This window comes from Pseudomonas sp. Pdm06, assembly GCF_014851795.1.
Classification (GTDB): Bacteria; Pseudomonadota; Gammaproteobacteria; order Pseudomonadales; family Pseudomonadaceae; genus Aquipseudomonas; species Aquipseudomonas fluorescens_AA.
The window spans coordinates 120,533-136,053 of the sequence record NZ_JACVAH010000011.1 but is presented as its reverse complement, the minus strand read 5'-3'; the positions used below and the strand labels follow the sequence as shown (position 1 = coordinate 136,053).

Sequence of the window (15,521 nt, the reverse complement as noted above, 5' to 3'; positions counted from 1 at the left end):
CACCACAGGCGCCCGATGCTCATGAATTCCACCCTTCCCCGCAGACCCCGTTGGCGTAGCCTGGCCTTGCTCGCGCTGTGCCTGGCGCCGTTGCTGTGGCCGTTGGAGCATCTGGCCGAACGTTATTACCGCAGTGAACTGGCTGGGCAGAACCGCCAGACCCTGGACCTTTACGTCGCCAACTTGTTGGGCACGTTGCACCGCTATGAGGTGCTGCCACAGATTCTCGGCGACCTGCCGGCCTTGCGCGCCGCCTTGTCGGCCCCGGACGACGGCGTGACCCAAGGCAACGCCAACCGGCTGCTGAAAAACATCAGCGCCCAGACCGGCGCGGAAGTCATGTACCTGATGGACCCCACCGGCAAGACCCTGGCGGCGTCGAACTGGGACAAGCACGACAGTTTCGTGGGACGCAACTTCGCCTTCCGTCCGTACTTCATCGAAGCCATGGCCGGGCGCCTGGGGCGCTTCTTCGGCCTGGGCACCACCTCGGCCAAGCGTGGTTATTTCTTTGCCGCCGCCGTGCGCGACCGCGAGAAAGTCATCGGCGTGCTGGTGGTCAAGGTCGACCTCGACCACACCGAAAGCCTGTGGGGCAAGACCCCGGAGCAGTTGCTGGTGACTGACCACAATGGCGTGGTCATCCTCACGTCGCGCCAGGAATGGCGATTTCGCGCGACCCGGCCGTTGGGCGACGACGAGCGCAAGGCCATCAGCGCGGTACAGCCTTATCCGACCCGCGACCCCAAGCCGCTGAACCTGGATGCCAACGCCTGGCTGACCCAGACCCAATCCATCGAAGAGACCGGCTGGAGCGTGAGCATTCTCGCCCCGCGCACGTTGATCGACCGTCCTGTGCGCACCGTGGTCGCCATCGGCGGCGCGGCATTGCTGGTCTTGATGCTGTTGCTCGGCTTGATGATGCAACGCCGGCGCCATTATCTGGATCGGATCGCCTTCGAAGCCAAGGCCCGCCACCAGCTGGAAGGGCGGGTGGCCGAACGGACCAGCGACCTGGAAGGGCTGAACCGACGTTTGAAGCAGGAAGTGCTGGAGCGCGAACAAGCCCAGCAGGAGTTGGTCCGTGCCCAGGATGACCTGGTGCAAGCCGGCAAGCTGTCGGCCCTGGGCACCATGTCGGCGAGCATCAGCCACGAACTCAACCAGCCGCTGGCGGCGATTCGCAGCTACGCGGAAAACGCCGAGATATTGCTCGACCACCAACGCACCGAGGATGCCCGCGGCAACCTCAAGCTGATCAGCGAACTGACCGGGCGCATGGCGTCGATCATCGCCCACCTGCGCGCCTTTGCCCGCCGCGACCGTCATGCCCCGGAAAGCGTCGCCCTGCAACCGGCGCTGGACGACGCCCTGGCGCTGCTCGCCAAACGCCGGCGCAGCATGGAAGTGGAACTGATCCGTGACTTGCCGGCCGCCACGCTGTGGGTCGAGGCCGGCGAAACCCGCCTGCGCCAGGTACTCGGCAACCTGTTGGCCAACGCCCTCGATGCGCTCACAGAGAAAGGCCCGCCACGCAAACTCTGGCTCAGCGCCCAGGCCACCGACACCGGCGTCAACCTGTACATCCGCGATAACGGCCCGGGGTTTTGCATGGAAGCCCTGGGCCGCGCCGGCGAGCCCTTCTACACCACCAAGACGCGCACCCAGGGCCTTGGCCTGGGGCTGGCGATCTGCGACACCCTGATGCGCGCCTTCGGCGGCGAACTGTCGTTCGCCAACCACAAGGAAGGCGGCGCCCTGATCACCCTGAAGCTGCGCGCCGGCGCACCCGGGGTGAGCCTGCAACCGTCCGAGGACCGAAGTGTATGACCATCGATAACCGGATTGAGGTGGTGCTGATCGATGACGATCCCCATCTGCGTCAGGCCTTGAGCCAGACCCTCGACCTGGCCGGCCTGAAAATCCTGCCCCTGGCCGAAGCCAAGGGCGTGGCCGGGCAACTGCCCCGTGACTGGCCGGGGGTGGTGGTCAGTGATATTCGCATGCCGGGCATGGATGGCCTCGAACTGCTGGGCGAACTCCACGCCCAGGACCCGGAACTGCCGGTGCTGCTGATCACCGGCCATGGCGACGTGCCGCTGGCGGTGCAGGCAATGCGCGCCGGGGCCTACGACTTCCTGGAAAAACCTTTCGCCAGCGATCATCTTCTCGACAGCGTACGCCGCGCCCTGGCCTTGCGTCGCCTGGTGCTGGACAACCGCAGCCTGCGCCTGGCCCTGAGCGATCGCCACGAACTCAGCGCCCGCCTGGTCGGCCAATCGACTCCGATGCTGCGCCTGCGCGAACAGATCGGGGCTCTGGCCGCCACCCGCGCCGACGTGTTGATCCTCGGTGAAACCGGCGCTGGCAAGGAAGTGGTCGCCCGTGCCTTGCACGACCTCTCAAGCCGACGCAATGGCCCCTTCGTGGCTATCAACGCCGGGGCCCTGGCCGAGTCGGTGGTGGAAAGCGAGCTGTTCGGCCACGAGCCCGGTGCTTTTACCGGCGCGCAGAAACGCCGTATCGGCAAGTTCGAGTTCGCCAACGGTGGCACGCTGTTTCTGGATGAAATCGAAAGCATGAGCCTGGATGTCCAGGTCAAGCTGCTGCGCCTGCTGCAAGAGCGCATGGTGGAACGACTGGGGGGCAATCAACAGATCCCGCTGGATATCCGCGTCATCGCCGCGACCAAGGAAGACTTGCGCCAGGCCGCCGACCAGGGACGTTTCCGCGCCGACCTGTATTACCGCCTGAACGTCGCGCCGCTGCGCATACCGCCGTTGCGCGAACGGGGCGAGGATGCGCTCATGCTGTTCCAGCACTTCGCCAACGAAGCCAGTGCTCGCCATGGCCTGCCGCCCCACGAATTGCAGCCGGCGCAACGGGCGTTGCTGCTGCGCCATAGCTGGCCGGGCAATGTCCGGGAACTGCAGAACGCCGCCGAACGCTTTGCCCTGGGACTGGAACTGGCCCTGGACAACAGCGCGCCAGACGGCAACCCCGGCGCACCGGTGGAACTGGTCAGTGGCGGCTTGAGCGAACAGGTGGAAAATTTCGAGAAAACCCTGATCGCCGCCGAACTGGCGCGCCCCCACAGCTCGGTGCGCAGCCTGGCCGAAGCCCTGGGCATCCCCCGCAAGACCCTGCACGACAAGTTGCGCAAGCATGGCCTGACCTTCGGCGACAGCAGCCAGGGTTCGGCCGATGAGTCCGATTGAATTATCGTCATTTCCCCGTCAAGCAAGAGGCCCCGCAATGAACCGCGACAGCCGTTACCTGGAATCGATCCTGCACCACGACATCCCCTTGACCCGGGACATGGGCCTCAAGGTGCTCGATTGGCAGGCTCGGCAACTGCGCCTGTCCTTGCCGCTGGCGGCCAACGTCAACCACAAGAGCACCATGTTCGGTGGCAGCCTGTATTGCGGCGCCGTACTGGGTGGCTGGGGCTGGCTGCACCTGGCCCTGCGCGAGGAAGGCATCGAAGACGGGCATATCGTGATTCAGGAAGGGCAGATCAGCTATCCGCTGCCAGTGACCCGCGATGCGACTGTCGTCTGCGATGCGCCCGAGGAAAAGCTGTGGAAGCGCTTCCTGGCCACGTATCGGCGCTATGGCCGGGCGCGGCTGGCGTTGCAGACACAGGTGATGAACGTGGGGAGCGATGAAATCGCGGTGCAATTCGAGGGGCAATACGTGTTGCACCGCTGAAACACCGCCGGCCCCTGTGGCGAGGTATCGCTGTGTGGGAGCAAGGCTTGCCCGCGATGGAGGCGCTGCGGTCTTTCAGAAATCGAGGCGCCTGTATCGCGAGCAAGCTTTGCTCCCACAATCCCCTCGCCACAAGGGATCGAGCCAGACTTAAGCGCGAGCCAGCTCCAACAGCTTCCCACGCCACGGCGCTTTGGCCGGCAACGCCAGGAATGACGTATTCAACAGCGACTCCCGCGGTGGATAACAGAACGGTTCGCCGCTCAAGTCCAACACCTCGCCCCCCGCCCCCTCCAGCACACCCTGGGCGGCGGCGGTGTCCCACTGGGAGGTCGGCGCCAGCCGGGGATAACAATCCGCCGCGCCTTCGGCCACCAGGCAGAACTTCAACGAACTGCCAATGCTGGTCAGTTGCAGCTCGCCCAGGCTCCCGCTCAAGCCCTCCAGCAGGCGTTCCTGCTCCGGGCTGGTGTGCCGGCGACTGGCGACCACGGTGAACGCTTCGCCCGGCGCCAATACATCACGAACCGCGATAGGCAAAGGCACGCCGCCCTTGTCGCCACGCCAGGCACCCAACCCGGCGCCGCCGACGTAAAAGCGTCCATTGGTCGGCATCGATACCACACCGAACACCACACGGCCCTGTTCCACCAAGGCGATATTGACGGTGAACTCCTCGCTGCCGGAGATGAACTCCTTGGTGCCATCCAACGGGTCCACCAGCCACCAGCGCTGCCAGCCGGCGCGCACGCTTTGGGCAATATCGGCGTCCTCTTCGGAGAGGATCGGAATATCCGGGGCCAGCGCCGTCAACCCGGCCACGATCACATCATGAGCCGCCATGTCCGCGGCAGTCACCGGCGACTCGTCAGCCTTATGGTTGACCTGCACGTTGGCACGCCAGAACGGCAGGATCGCTTCACCGGCCTGGAGCGCCAGCTCGACTACGGGAGCCATCAACGGATGAGGGAAAGTCATGACAGGAACGCTCCACGCTGGGCCAGCAGGTCACGGGCCAGGTACAGCGCCGCCAAGGCCCGACCCTCGGTGAATTGCGGGTTCTGCGCCAGGGCCGAGAGCTCACGCAGGTTGACCTTGTCCACCCCCATCGGCTCGGGCTCGTCGCCCTCCAGCCGTTCTTCGTACAGATCGGTGGCCAGCACCACCTGGATCTTCTGGCTCATGTAGCCAGGGGACAGCGACAACTCGGTCAGGTGTTCCAACTGTCGTGCACCGAAGCCGGCTTCTTCCTTGAGCTCACGCTCGGCCGCCGCCAGCACGTCTTCCCCTGGCTCGATCAAGCCCTTGGGCAGGGACAGTTCGTAGGCATCGGTGCCACCGCAATACTCTTCCACCAGCACCGCGTGGTCGGCGTCGAGCATCGCCACGATCATCACCGCGCCGTAGCCCGCACCGTTACTCGCCAGCCGTTCATAGGTACGTTCCACACCGTTGGAAAACCGCAATTTCAGTTCTTCCACACAGAACAGGCGGCTGGTAGCGACGATCCGGCGATCGAGTATGGTGGGTTTCTGGCGCATAAACGGCTCCCTGGGCGATAGCGGGCTACTATACCCGGCCTATTCTGATTGTTTGTGTCGGATATCCGATTACCGCTGGAGAAGTTTTATGGCCTTGCTGCCCTGGCATGAGATCGATACGGTTCTACTGGACATGGACGGCACCCTGTTGGACCTGCATTACGACAACCATTTCTGGCTCGAACACCTGCCCCAGCGCTACGCCGAACTACATGGCGTGAGCCGGGCGATGGCCGAGATGGAGCTGCAACCCCTGTTCGAGCGCAACGCCGGCCAGTTGCAGTGGTATTGTCTGGACTTTTGGAGCACTGAGCTGAAGTTGCCGGTGCGCGAACTGAAGTTGGAAACCGCCCACTTGATCGCCTTGCGCCCGGACGCCGATACGTTCCTGGCGGCCATCCAGCGGGCCGGCAAACGCGTGGTAATGATCACCAATGCCCACCGCGATTCGTTGTCCTTGAAGCTGGAACGCATCGAACTGGCCCCCTACTTCGAACGCTTGATCAGTTCCCACGACTACGGCTTCCCCAAGGAAAACCCGCAATTCTGGGACGCGCTGCAAGCCGACCTGAATTTCGACCCGGCCCGCAGCCTGTTCATCGACGACACCCTGCCGGTGCTGCGCAGCGCCCGGGATTTCGGCGTGGCGCACCTGTTGGCGGTCAGCGAACCGGACAGTCGCAAGGGGCCGAAGGATACGGGAGAGTTCGAGGCGTTGGAGGATTATCGGGACTTGATTGCCGGGCTTTGAACCGCGCCATATTCATCGCGAGCAAGCTCGCTCCCACATTGGTTTCGCGGCGAACCAGGAAACCCTGTGGGAGCGAGCTTGCTCGCGATGAAGACAATACAGACCTGCAAGTTACTCGGGAATACGCAACACCTGCCCTGGGTAGATCTTGTCCGGGTGCGACAGCATCGGTTTGTTGGCCTCGAAAATCTTGTTGTACTTGTTCGCGTCGCCATAAACTCGCTTGGAAATGGCGCTCAATGTGTCACCCTTCTCAACAGTGACGAACTTCGCCGGTACAGCGACCGGGCCCGTCACGGTGATCTGGTCGTCGACACTGCCGACGCCGGCGATGTTGCCCACCGCCAACAGGATCTTTTCCTTCTCTTCCTGGCTCGCGACTTCACCGGTGACGATGACTTTATCGCCCTCGACGGTGGCCTGAACGTTCGGATTGCCCAGGCCGACCTTTTCAATGTGCTCTTTCAGTTGTTCGCTGGCATTGGCATTGCCGGGGGTCAGCAGGTCGATCAGCTTTTCACCGGCTTCCTTCACAAAGCTAAAGATACTCATGGCACACGCTCCTTGATTTAAATGTCCAGACGCAAAGACTAGACCAGGCAAGACGAACCCGGTTCCCAGCCGACCAATGACCCCGCCACGCGCAAGCGCTAGAATCCGGATCTTCCCGCGCCCTGGAGCGAAGATGGACATCAAGCAGCTGAAATTTCTCATCGCGCTGGACGAAACCCGTCACTTCGGCCAGGCCGCCGCACGCTGCCACATCACCCAGCCGACCCTGTCGATGCGCCTGCGCAGCCTTGAAGAAGAACTCGACCTGCCGCTGGTCAACCGCGGCCAGCGCTTTGAAGGTTTCACCGCGCCGGGAGAACGGGTGCTGGCCTGGGCGCGCACGGTGCTGGCGGCCTATGACGGGCTGCAGGCCGAAGCGGCGGCTTGTCGGGGCAACCTGGTGGGTACGCTGCGCCTGGGCGTGGTGCCGTTGTCGGACTTCGACCCGCTGGCGATGATGCAGCGCTTGCACACCGAGCACCCCAGCCTGCGTTTCGAATTGTCGTCCCTGAGCTCCGAACGCATCCTCGAACAGTTGGCGAACAACCGCATCGACCTGGGCGTTTCCTACCTGGAACGCCTGGACAACGAACGTTTCGAGGCACTGCCCTTCAGCCCCACCCGCATGGGCTTGCTTTACGACCAGCGTTATTTCTTTTTCGGTGAACAACCGCTGAGTTGGGAAGCCTTGATCGAACTGCCCCTGGGCATGCTCACCAGCGGCATGCATTTTCGCCAGTCCATCGACCACAATTTCCACAGCCGGGGCCTGACCCCACAACCACTGTTGCAAACCGACGCGGTGCACCAATTGTTACAAGCTGTGCACGGCGGGCTGTGTTGCGCGGTGATGCCCCTGGACAGCGGCCTGGACGTCCTGACCGAGGATTTGCGCATCCAACCCATTGAAAACGCCCAGACGCTAGTCCCGCTGGGCCTGATCATGCGGCGTGGTGCCCCCCGCTCGGCGTTGGCAGAGGCCTGTTTTGCCCTCTACCAGAAATCAGCGACGACTTCTTGATCGACGTCATCTATTGGAAGATCAGTAATAGCGATTAGACGTGGCAGATTGCCGCATTTAGTCTTAACACTATTCCTACTTTCAGTGATGCCCATGAACGACAAGCCTCCGGTCAGTCCAGCGCCAGCGATGGAAACATCCACGCCGGTCGCCAGCCAGAGCTATGGCTACTGCAATCTGGACCACTCCCAATCGGACAGCACCGCGCTGGCCGAGGAAGTGGCGCTGGCGATTGCCTATAACGGCATCAGCCAGGCAGTCATGCTGGTCACCCCCACCGACCTGGAAGACTTCATCGTCGGTTTCAGCCTCGGCAGCGGCATCATCGAAGATTCATCGGACATCTATGACCTGCAACTGAGCGGCACGGGCGCCGCGCACTATGCCCAGGTGACCATCGCCAACCGCGCCTTCTGGAACCTCAAGCAGCAACGCCGGCAGTTGGCGGGCACCAGTGGCTGCGGATTGTGCGGCGTGGAAGCGGTGGAACAGGCCTTGCCAAACCTCAAGGTGCTGCCCGGCGCACCACTGCCCGCGGCGCAATGGCTCGATGGCCTGCGTGACCGTATCAGCCAATTCCAGCCCCTGGGCCAACATTGCGGCGCGGTACATGCGGCGTTGTTCATGAACGCCCAGGGTGAATTGCTGCTGGGCCGCGAAGACATTGGCCGACACAACGCCCTCGATAAGCTGATCGGCGCGTTGATCCGGCAACAGGTCCCAGTGGCCGGTGGCGTGGCGATCGTCACCAGCCGTTGCAGCCTCGAACTGATCCAGAAAGTACTGCGCGCCGGCATCCAGACCCTGGTCAGCCTGTCGTCGCCCACGGGCCTCGCCGTGCAGTGGGCCCGCCAACACAATCTCAACCTCATCCACCTGCCGCAAAAAAGTGCGCCGCGGGTCTACAGCCCTGCGATGGAGAAACAAGCGTGAGCAATCATCAACAAGCCGACCAGAAACCCGTACCGCGTTACAAGCCCTACAAAGGCCCGGCCGGTGGATGGGGTGCGCTGATCAGTGTCGCTCAGGCCTGGTTGACCAGCGACAACGCGCTGAAAAACATCCGCATGATGCTCAAGACCAACCAGAATGGCGGTTTTGACTGCCCTGGCTGCGCCTGGGGCGACTCTCCCGAAAGCGGTATGGTCAAGTTCTGCGAGAACGGCGCCAAGGCCGTGAACTGGGAAGCAACCAAGCGTCGCGTCGACGGTGCATTTTTCGCCAAGCACAGCGTGACCTCGCTGCTGGAGCAGAGCGACTACTGGCTCGAGTACCAGGGTCGCCTGACCGAGCCAATGCGCTACGACGCCGAAACCGACCGCTACAAGCCCATCAGCTGGGAAGCGGCGTTCGCCCTGATCGGCAAGCACCTGCAAGGGCTGTCCAGCCCCAACCAGGCCGAGTTCTATACGTCGGGCCGGGCCAGCAACGAAGCGGCCTACCTGTATCAACTGTTCGTGCGCGCCTACGGCACCAACAACTTCCCCGACTGCTCGAACATGTGCCACGAAGCCAGCGGCGTAGCGCTGGCCCAGAGCGTGGGCGTGGGCAAGGGCACGGTGACGTTCGATGACTTCGAGCACGCCGACGCGATTTTCGTCTGGGGCCAGAACCCTGGCACCAATCACCCGCGGATGCTCGAACCACTGCGCGAGGCGGTGAAACGTGGTGCCCAGGTGGTGTGCATCAACCCGCTCAAGGAGCGGGGCCTGGAGCGCTTCCAGCACCCGCAGAGCCCGATCGAAATGCTCACCAACGGCAATAAGCCGACCAACACCGCGTATTTCCGCCCGGCCCTGGGTGGCGACATGGCGATCTTGCGCGGCATGGCCAAGTTCCTGCTGCAATGGGAGCGTGAGGCGCAGAACAGCGGCGCGGCGGCGGTGTTCGACCATGCGTTCCTCAATGAACACAGCACCAACGTGCTGGATTACCTGGCGGCGGTCGACGATACGCCGTGGGAACAGATCGTCGAGCAATCGGGCTTGACCCTGGTCGAAATCGAGCAGGCGGCGCGCATGTACGCCACAAGCCAGAACGTGATCATGTGCTGGGCGATGGGCATCACCCAGCACCGTCATTCGGTGGCGACCATCCAGGAAATCGCCAACGTGATGATGCTGCGCGGCAACATTGGCCGACCAGGCGCAGGCCTGTGCCCGGTTCGCGGCCACAGCAATGTGCAGGGCGACCGGACCATGGGCATCAACGAACGTCCACCGGCGGCATTCCTCGACGCGCTGGAGCGGCGCTTCCAGTTCAAGGTACCGCGGGAAAACGGCCATAACGTGGTCGAGGCGATCCACGCCATGGCCGACGGCCAGGCGAAGGTGTTCATCGCCCTGGGCGGCAACTTCGCCCAAGCCACGCCGGACAGCCATCGGACCTTCCAGGCCTTGGCCAATTGCGAGCTGACGGTGCAGATCAGCACCAAGCTCAACCGCAGCCACCTGGCTCACGGCAAGGATGCGTTGATCCTGCCGTGCCTGGGCCGCACCGACATCGATTTGCAGACCGAAGGCGCGCAAGCGGTGACCGTGGAAGACTCCTTCAGCATGGTGCATGCCTCCAACGGCCAGTTGCAGCCGCTGTCGAACCAGATGCGCTCCGAACCGTGGATCATCGCCGGCATCGCCGCCGCCACGCTGGGTAGCCGTCCGGTGGACTGGAACTGGCTGGTGGCCGACTACAGTCGCATCCGCGACCTGATCGCCGATACCGTACCCGGCTTCAAGGACTTCAATGAAAAACTGAAGAACCCCGGCGGATTCTATCTGGGCAACAGCGCCGGTTCACGACGCTGGAACACCCCGTCGGGCCGCGCCAACTTCAAGTCCAACCGGCTGCCGGGAGACCTTGTGCATGAACGCACCCGTGCCACCGGCCAGTTGCCCGACCTGATCATGCAGTCCATGCGCTCCCACGACCAGTACAACACCACCATCTATGGCCTCGATGACCGCTATCGCGGCGTCAAGGGCCAGCGTGACGTGTTGTTCGCCAACGAAGCGGACATCATTCGCCTGGGCTTCAAGCCGGGGCAGAAAGCTGACATCGTCTCGCTCTGGGATGACGGTCGCGAACGTCGGGTCAAGGGTTTTACCCTGCTGGCATTCGACATTCCGGCCGGACAGGCTGCGGCCTACTACCCGGAAGTGAACCCGCTGGTGCCGCTGGAAAGCACGGGCGACGGCAGCCACACGCCGACGTCGAAATTCGTCGCAATCCGCCTGGAAGCGGCGAGCGAGAATGGACTGATCCTGGCCAAATCGGCCTGACACAGTTCATTGGCGAGGCGATTGGATTGTGTGGGAGCAAGGCTTGCCCGCGATGAAAGCGATGCGGTCTTACAGGAATAGGGACGCTGTGTCGCGAGCAAGCTTTGCTCCCACACAGCTCGCTCCCATGATCGTACTTTTCGAGCGCCCACAAAAAAGGCCGTTTTCCATAGAAAACGGCCTGTCCGAAGTAGCTAAAGACCGGCCAATTCGCGTTAAGTTCCGACCGTAAAACAATAACTTAGAGAATTGTGCACAAGTCGTGTTACTCGTCGGATTTCTATTGTAACCAAGCGAAGCGAGCCTCAGGATCGCGCCGTCATCCCTTTGAGGCTCCTCTATGAAGTTCTCCTCCATTCTCTTGTTGTCCCTTAGCCTGGCCAGTGGCATCGCTTCCGCCGGCGGTACTGCCGAAGCAGGTGTGGGTGGCGCATTGGGCGGGGTTTTGGGTTCGGTCGTCGGCCAGTCCCTGGGCGGCAACACCGGTTCCACTATCGGCGCGGCGCTGGGCGGTGCGGGCGGTAGTGCGGTCGGCGCAGACAAACACAGCCGCGGCGAAGCGGCGATCGGCGGCGCGCTGGGCGCGGCCGGCGGTAACGTGGTCGGCCGTAGCGTCGGTGGCAGCACCGGCAGCCTGATCGGTGCGGCGGCGGGCGGTGGCGCGGGTGGCGCCCTGGGTAACTACATGGGCAAGGACGATGACGATGACCGTCGTTATGACGATCGCCGTGGTGATCGCCGCTACTACCGTGACGGCCATCCAGGTCGCGGCCATGCCTACGGCCACCGCAAAAAACATCATCGCCACTACCGCGACTAACGGCTGATCGATACTAGCCGTTGAAGATCGCAGCCTCCGACAGCGCCCAGCGCTGACAGGAGGCTGCGATTTTTTGTTTCAGACCACCAACCGCTCCAACGCCCCACGTAGCCGATCCGCAATTGCCACCGGCCGATTCGACGCCCGATCCACGAATACGTGAACAAAACGCCCCGCCGCACAAGCCTCCTCCTCGCCCTCCTTGAACACCGCCAGCTCATACTGCACCGAACTGCTGCCCAACTTGCCAACTCGCAGGCCGATTTCAATCCGGTCTGGAAAGGCAATCGAAGCGAAGTAGTCGCAGGCCGAACTCACCACGAACCCCACCACGTCTCCATCATGGATATCCAGGCCGCCGACTTCGATCAGGTAGGTATTCACAGCGGTATCGAAAAAGCTGTAGTAGGTGACGTTGTTGACGTGACCGTACACATCGTTGTCGTGCCAGCGCGTGGTGATAGGCTGCAAGTGTGGGTATTCATTGCGTTGGGGCATCAGCTGTCCTTTACGGTTGTTCAATGGTCTTGACGTGGCACGGGGCTCAGGCCTGCGCGAATCCCTTGCCCTGCGCCGCCAGCTCGCCAATCACGCGCGCTGGCTTCCACTGGTCGCCCTGCTTCGTTTCGAGCTCCAGCAGGCGTGCATGGATGGCTTCCAGCCCCTGCCCGTCAGCCCAGGCCATCGGCCCGCCCTTGTCCGCAGGGAAGCCGTAGCCGTTGAGGTAGACCAGGTCGATAGCGTGGGCCGACTCGGCAATGCCTTCCTGCAGGATCTTCGCCCCCTCGTTGACCAGCGCCAGCAAGCAACGCTCGAGGATTTCCTCCGGGCCGATCTCGCGACGCTGGAAACCCAACGCCTCACTGACCCGCAACACCAGCGCATCGACCTCGACATCATGCTCGGCCTGTCGACTGCCCGGCTCGTAGTGATAATACCCATTGCCGCTTTTCTGGCCGAACCGTCCCAGCTCGCACAGACGATTGTCCACCTGCACCTCGGGCGCATCCTGGCCCTTGCCCGCCAACTCACGGGCGCGCCACTCCAGGTCGATGCCAACGACGTCGTACATGCGAAACGGCCCCATGGCGAAACCAAAGCCTTGCAACGCCGCATCCACCTGATGGGGGAACGCCCCCTCCAGCAACATCTTGCGCGCTTCCAGCACATACGGATGAAGCATCCGGTTGCCGATGAAGCCATGGCAGTTGCCCGATATCACGCTGACCTTGCCCATGCGCTGGCCCAGCACCAGGGCCGCATCCAGCACCGCTTTGGAGGTTTGTGCGCCGCGAACGATCTCCAGCAGCTTCATGATGTGCGCCGGACTGAAGAAATGCAGGCCCAGGACCTGGGCTGGCCTGCGGGTGACGGCGGCGATGGCATCGATGTCCAGCGCCGACGTATTGCTCGCCAGGATGGCCTCGGGTTTGAGCAGGCCGTCCAGCTCGCGAAAGATGGTCTGTTTGAGCTCCAGGTTTTCGTAGACCGCTTCGATCACCAGGTCCACCTCACGGATCGCCGCGTAATCATCCGCCCGTGTCACCCGGGCGATCCGCGCATCTGCCTCACGCTGGTCGATACGACCCTGGCGCACACCATGGGCATAGGTCTCGGCCACGGCAACCAGTGCCTGCTCGAGCATCTGCGGATTGTTGTCGACCCACTGCACCGCCACGCCGGCGTTGGCCAGGCACATCACGATGCCCCGTCCCATGGTGCCGGCACCGACTACCGCGGCGCGCTGAATATCGAAAGGTGTCTGGCTCATGTTGGCTCTCTTGTTGGCGATCCGAAGACAGCCTTCACCTTAGTCAGCCGCCGAATGTTTTTGAAATTTATTCGTGTGATGAAGGGCATTCAGCGGATGGATGCAGCTCACAGGTGCGCTTGAGTCCACTGGCGAACTTCCGCGTATGGATACGCTTCCAGTGCGGCGTAGCCAGGGACCTTCCGCGCCTTCAATCGGGTGAACAGCGGCACACTGATCCCGCACAGGAAGCGGGTGAGGCGCTCGGCAGACGGCACGCTGCCGCTGTGCTGCTCATGCTTGTGGATAAAATCGCCACACAGTGCCTCGAAGCTTTTATCCATAAGCGCCGGCAGCGCAGGCGGCTCCGGCAGGCGAGCGATATGCCCATGGCACACCGAACAATGGCCACACGGGTGGGGCGCACTGTCGTCGCCGAAATACTGCGCCAAGCGATGACCCAGGCAACGGTCGGTGGCGAACAATTCGAGCATGGCGTGGATCCGCGCGATTTCACTGTGTTCGTGCCGGGTGAAATAGGCATGCAGCTCGGCACTCAAGACCTGCACATCCAGGTCCGCTTCCAGCACGCTGTACACCTCGGTCATCTGCTTGCTTTCCAGCTCGATCCAACCCTTCTCCTGGAAATAATCCAGCGCCTTGACCACCCGATTACGCTCAGCGTGGTACTGCTGGTACATCCCGTCGAAATCCACCGTGGCCCAGCTCCGGGCGCGACTGGAGGTCTGGATGATGGCCGCGACGAAGTCCCTGCGCTCACCTTCGAAGCGCTCCAGCAGCTCCTGGGGCTCGGTCAGGAACTTGAAGCGATACTCCGCGAAATAGGCATAGCGCGGCGCGATCAGCCGGCGCAACTCCAACTGGACCAACAACGTCTTGAGCGGCAGTTGGCGGATGTTGCTCTGGTCCGCCAGCGGGCCCAGCAAGAACTCCCATTGCCCATCGGGGGCAGCGGCCTTCAGTTCGTCGAGCACGCAACGAATGCCTGCGAGCTCCGGCGTATCGCCGTACACAAAGTTCTCCAGCACGTTGAGACTATCGCGGTTGGCCAGCACCAGGCAATCCGATGGCTGCCCGTCGCGCCCGGCCCGGCCGATTTCCTGGCTGTAGTTTTCGATGGACTTGGGCAGGTCGAAATGCACGACGTTGCGGATATCGCTCTTGTCGATGCCCATGCCGAAAGCGATGGTGGCGACGATGCAATTGGATTGCCCGCCCATGAATCGCCGCTGGATGGCTTCGCGCTGCTCATGGGGCAAACCGGCGTGATAGGCCTCGGCCTCGATACCGTGCTGGCTCAGGTGCTCGGCGATCTGCTCGGCGGTTCGCTGCAAGGTGACATAGACGATGCTCGGCTGCCCGACGCGCGCGCCCAACCACTGCACCAGCCGTGCGCGCTTGGCGACACCCGGCACGGGTTCGACCAACAGGTTGAGGTTAGGTCGGTAGAAACCGGTCGTCACCACATCGGCGGCGGCAATGGCGAACTTCGCCTGCATGTCGGCGATGACCTTGGGTGTGGCGGTGGCCGTCAGCAGCAATACCTGGGGAATATTGAACTGGTGCTGGTAATCGGGAAGCTTGAGGTAGTCAGGTCGAAAGTTATGCCCCCACTCCGAAATACAGTGGGCCTCGTCCACCACCAGCAACGAAATCGGCACCTGCTGCAGGAAATTGCGAAAGCGCTCGTTCTTCAGGCGCTCCACGGAAATCATCAGGATCTTCAACTCGCCCGAACGGGCCCGCGCCATGGCGTCGTTGGCTTCGTCACGGCTCTGGGCCGAATCGATACTGGCCGCCGCGATGCCGTGGCGCTTGAGGAACACCAACTGGTCCTGCATCAACGCCAGCAGTGGCGAAACCACCAGGGTCAGGTGCGGCAAGAGCAGGGCCGGCAATTGATAACACAGGGACTTGCCCGAGCCGGTAGGAAAGATGGCCGCCGCCGACCGACCGGCCAGCACGGCGCCGATGGCCGCCTCCTGACCGGGACGAAACTGTGGATAACCGAAAACCTGTTCCAGGGTGCTGTGCATGCGCGGTCGCTCCTTTGACTGCTGCGATGCCGAAAGCCTA

General features: G+C 62.7%; 14 protein-coding genes. 8 read left to right on the top strand and 6 right to left on the bottom strand.

Going from position 1 to position 15,521, the window contains the following annotated elements; all coding sequences use genetic code 11:
• Window positions 1–21 precede the first annotated feature (21 nt).
• From IB266_RS18650 to IB266_RS18640, 3 genes are read left to right on the top strand one after another with little or no spacing between them, the layout of a single operon-like run.
• Window positions 22–1,830 (top strand): sensor histidine kinase, encoded by a 1,809-nt coding sequence (locus IB266_RS18650; protein ID WP_060739652.1) that lies wholly within the window; start codon window positions 22–24, stop codon window positions 1,828–1,830.
• Entirely contained in the window at window positions 1,827–3,218 is a 1,392-nt protein-coding gene (locus IB266_RS18645) for a sigma-54-dependent transcriptional regulator (protein WP_192262056.1), read from the top strand. Before IB266_RS18650 ends, IB266_RS18645 begins: the two co-directional genes overlap by 4 nt.
• A 37-nt stretch (window positions 3,219–3,255) precedes the next feature.
• Window positions 3,256–3,711, top strand: coding sequence for a YiiD C-terminal domain-containing protein (locus IB266_RS18640; RefSeq protein ID WP_060739654.1), 456 nt, complete (start codon window positions 3,256–3,258; stop codon window positions 3,709–3,711).
• Window positions 3,712–3,861: 150 nt separating this feature from the next.
• Here the strand turns inward: IB266_RS18640 and cysQ are convergent, their stop codons facing one another.
• Window positions 3,862–4,689: a 3'(2'),5'-bisphosphate nucleotidase CysQ gene (cysQ, locus tag IB266_RS18635; RefSeq protein WP_192262055.1), complete on the bottom strand. Its 828-nt coding sequence runs from the start codon at window positions 4,687–4,689 to the stop codon at window positions 3,862–3,864.
• On the bottom strand, window positions 4,686–5,252 hold the full coding sequence (nudE, locus tag IB266_RS18630) for an ADP compounds hydrolase NudE (protein ID WP_060739656.1): 567 nt from the start codon (window positions 5,250–5,252) through the stop codon (window positions 4,686–4,688). Before nudE ends, cysQ begins: the two co-directional genes overlap by 4 nt.
• Before the next feature lie 88 nt (window positions 5,253–5,340).
• Between nudE and yrfG the strand changes: the two genes are divergently transcribed.
• On the top strand, window positions 5,341–6,003 hold the full coding sequence (gene yrfG, locus IB266_RS18625) for a GMP/IMP nucleotidase (protein ID WP_192262054.1): 663 nt from the start codon (window positions 5,341–5,343) through the stop codon (window positions 6,001–6,003).
• Window positions 6,004–6,114: 111 nt separating this feature from the next.
• On the opposite strand, the gene lysM is transcribed toward yrfG, so the two are convergent.
• The gene (lysM, locus tag IB266_RS18620) at window positions 6,115–6,555 is read right to left on the bottom strand and encodes a peptidoglycan-binding protein LysM (RefSeq protein WP_192262053.1); all 441 of its coding nucleotides are present in this window, start codon (window positions 6,553–6,555) and stop codon (window positions 6,115–6,117) included.
• Between the two features lie 133 nt (window positions 6,556–6,688).
• Between lysM and IB266_RS18615 the strand changes: the two genes are divergently transcribed.
• From IB266_RS18615 to IB266_RS18600, 4 genes are all read left to right on the top strand, one after another.
• Window positions 6,689–7,576: a LysR family transcriptional regulator gene (locus IB266_RS18615; protein WP_060739659.1), complete on the top strand. Its 888-nt coding sequence runs from the start codon at window positions 6,689–6,691 to the stop codon at window positions 7,574–7,576.
• Between the two features lie 93 nt (window positions 7,577–7,669).
• The gene (gene fdhD, locus IB266_RS18610) at window positions 7,670–8,509 is read left to right on the top strand and encodes a formate dehydrogenase accessory sulfurtransferase FdhD (protein ID WP_192262052.1); all 840 of its coding nucleotides are present in this window, start codon (window positions 7,670–7,672) and stop codon (window positions 8,507–8,509) included.
• Entirely contained in the window at window positions 8,506–10,854 is a 2,349-nt protein-coding gene (locus IB266_RS18605) for an FdhF/YdeP family oxidoreductase (protein WP_192262051.1), read from the top strand. The genes fdhD and IB266_RS18605 overlap by 4 nt, the downstream gene beginning before the upstream one ends.
• 340 nt (window positions 10,855–11,194) lie before the next feature.
• Window positions 11,195–11,674, top strand: coding sequence for a glycine zipper domain-containing protein (locus IB266_RS18600; protein ID WP_060739662.1), 480 nt, complete (start codon window positions 11,195–11,197; stop codon window positions 11,672–11,674).
• Between the two features lie 78 nt (window positions 11,675–11,752).
• Here IB266_RS18600 and IB266_RS18595 read toward each other — a convergent pair whose 3' ends face one another.
• The 3 genes from IB266_RS18595 to IB266_RS18585 all read right to left on the bottom strand — a co-directional run bounded on the left by IB266_RS18595 (window position 11,753) and on the right by IB266_RS18585 (window position 15,481).
• Complete coding sequence (locus IB266_RS18595; protein ID WP_192262050.1) at window positions 11,753–12,172, bottom strand: acyl-CoA thioesterase; 420 nt, start codon at window positions 12,170–12,172, stop codon at window positions 11,753–11,755.
• A 46-nt stretch (window positions 12,173–12,218) separates the two neighbouring features.
• The gene (locus tag IB266_RS18590; protein WP_192262049.1) at window positions 12,219–13,445 is read right to left on the bottom strand and encodes a 3-hydroxyacyl-CoA dehydrogenase; all 1,227 of its coding nucleotides are present in this window, start codon (window positions 13,443–13,445) and stop codon (window positions 12,219–12,221) included.
• 107 nt (window positions 13,446–13,552) lie between these two features.
• Window positions 13,553–15,481, bottom strand: coding sequence for an ATP-dependent DNA helicase RecQ (locus IB266_RS18585; RefSeq protein WP_192262048.1), 1,929 nt, complete (start codon window positions 15,479–15,481; stop codon window positions 13,553–13,555).
• Window positions 15,482–15,521 lie beyond the last annotated feature (40 nt).

Bases quoted from the DNA above. Each gene is read 5' to 3' on its own strand.
- IB266_RS18650 (WP_060739652.1), top strand. From the start codon at position 22: ATGAATTCCACCCTTCCCCGCAGACCCCGTTGGCGTAGCCTGGCCTTG.
- IB266_RS18645 (WP_192262056.1), top strand. From the start codon at position 1,827: ATGACCATCGATAACCGGATTGAGGTGGTGCTGATCGATGACGATCCC.
- IB266_RS18640 (WP_060739654.1), top strand. From the start codon at position 3,256: ATGAACCGCGACAGCCGTTACCTGGAATCGATCCTGCACCACGACATC.
- cysQ (WP_192262055.1), bottom strand. From the start codon at position 4,689: ATGACTTTCCCTCATCCGTTGATGGCTCCCGTAGTCGAGCTGGCGCTC.
- nudE (WP_060739656.1), bottom strand. From the start codon at position 5,252: ATGCGCCAGAAACCCACCATACTCGATCGCCGGATCGTCGCTACCAGC.
- yrfG (WP_192262054.1), top strand. From the start codon at position 5,341: ATGGCCTTGCTGCCCTGGCATGAGATCGATACGGTTCTACTGGACATG.
- lysM (WP_192262053.1), bottom strand. From the start codon at position 6,555: ATGAGTATCTTTAGCTTTGTGAAGGAAGCCGGTGAAAAGCTGATCGAC.
- IB266_RS18615 (WP_060739659.1), top strand. From the start codon at position 6,689: ATGGACATCAAGCAGCTGAAATTTCTCATCGCGCTGGACGAAACCCGT.
- fdhD (WP_192262052.1), top strand. From the start codon at position 7,670: ATGAACGACAAGCCTCCGGTCAGTCCAGCGCCAGCGATGGAAACATCC.
- IB266_RS18600 (WP_060739662.1), top strand. From the start codon at position 11,195: ATGAAGTTCTCCTCCATTCTCTTGTTGTCCCTTAGCCTGGCCAGTGGC.
- IB266_RS18595 (WP_192262050.1), bottom strand. From the start codon at position 12,172: ATGCCCCAACGCAATGAATACCCACACTTGCAGCCTATCACCACGCGC.
- IB266_RS18590 (WP_192262049.1), bottom strand. From the start codon at position 13,445: ATGAGCCAGACACCTTTCGATATTCAGCGCGCCGCGGTAGTCGGTGCC.
- IB266_RS18585 (WP_192262048.1), bottom strand. From the start codon at position 15,481: ATGCACAGCACCCTGGAACAGGTTTTCGGTTATCCACAGTTTCGTCCC.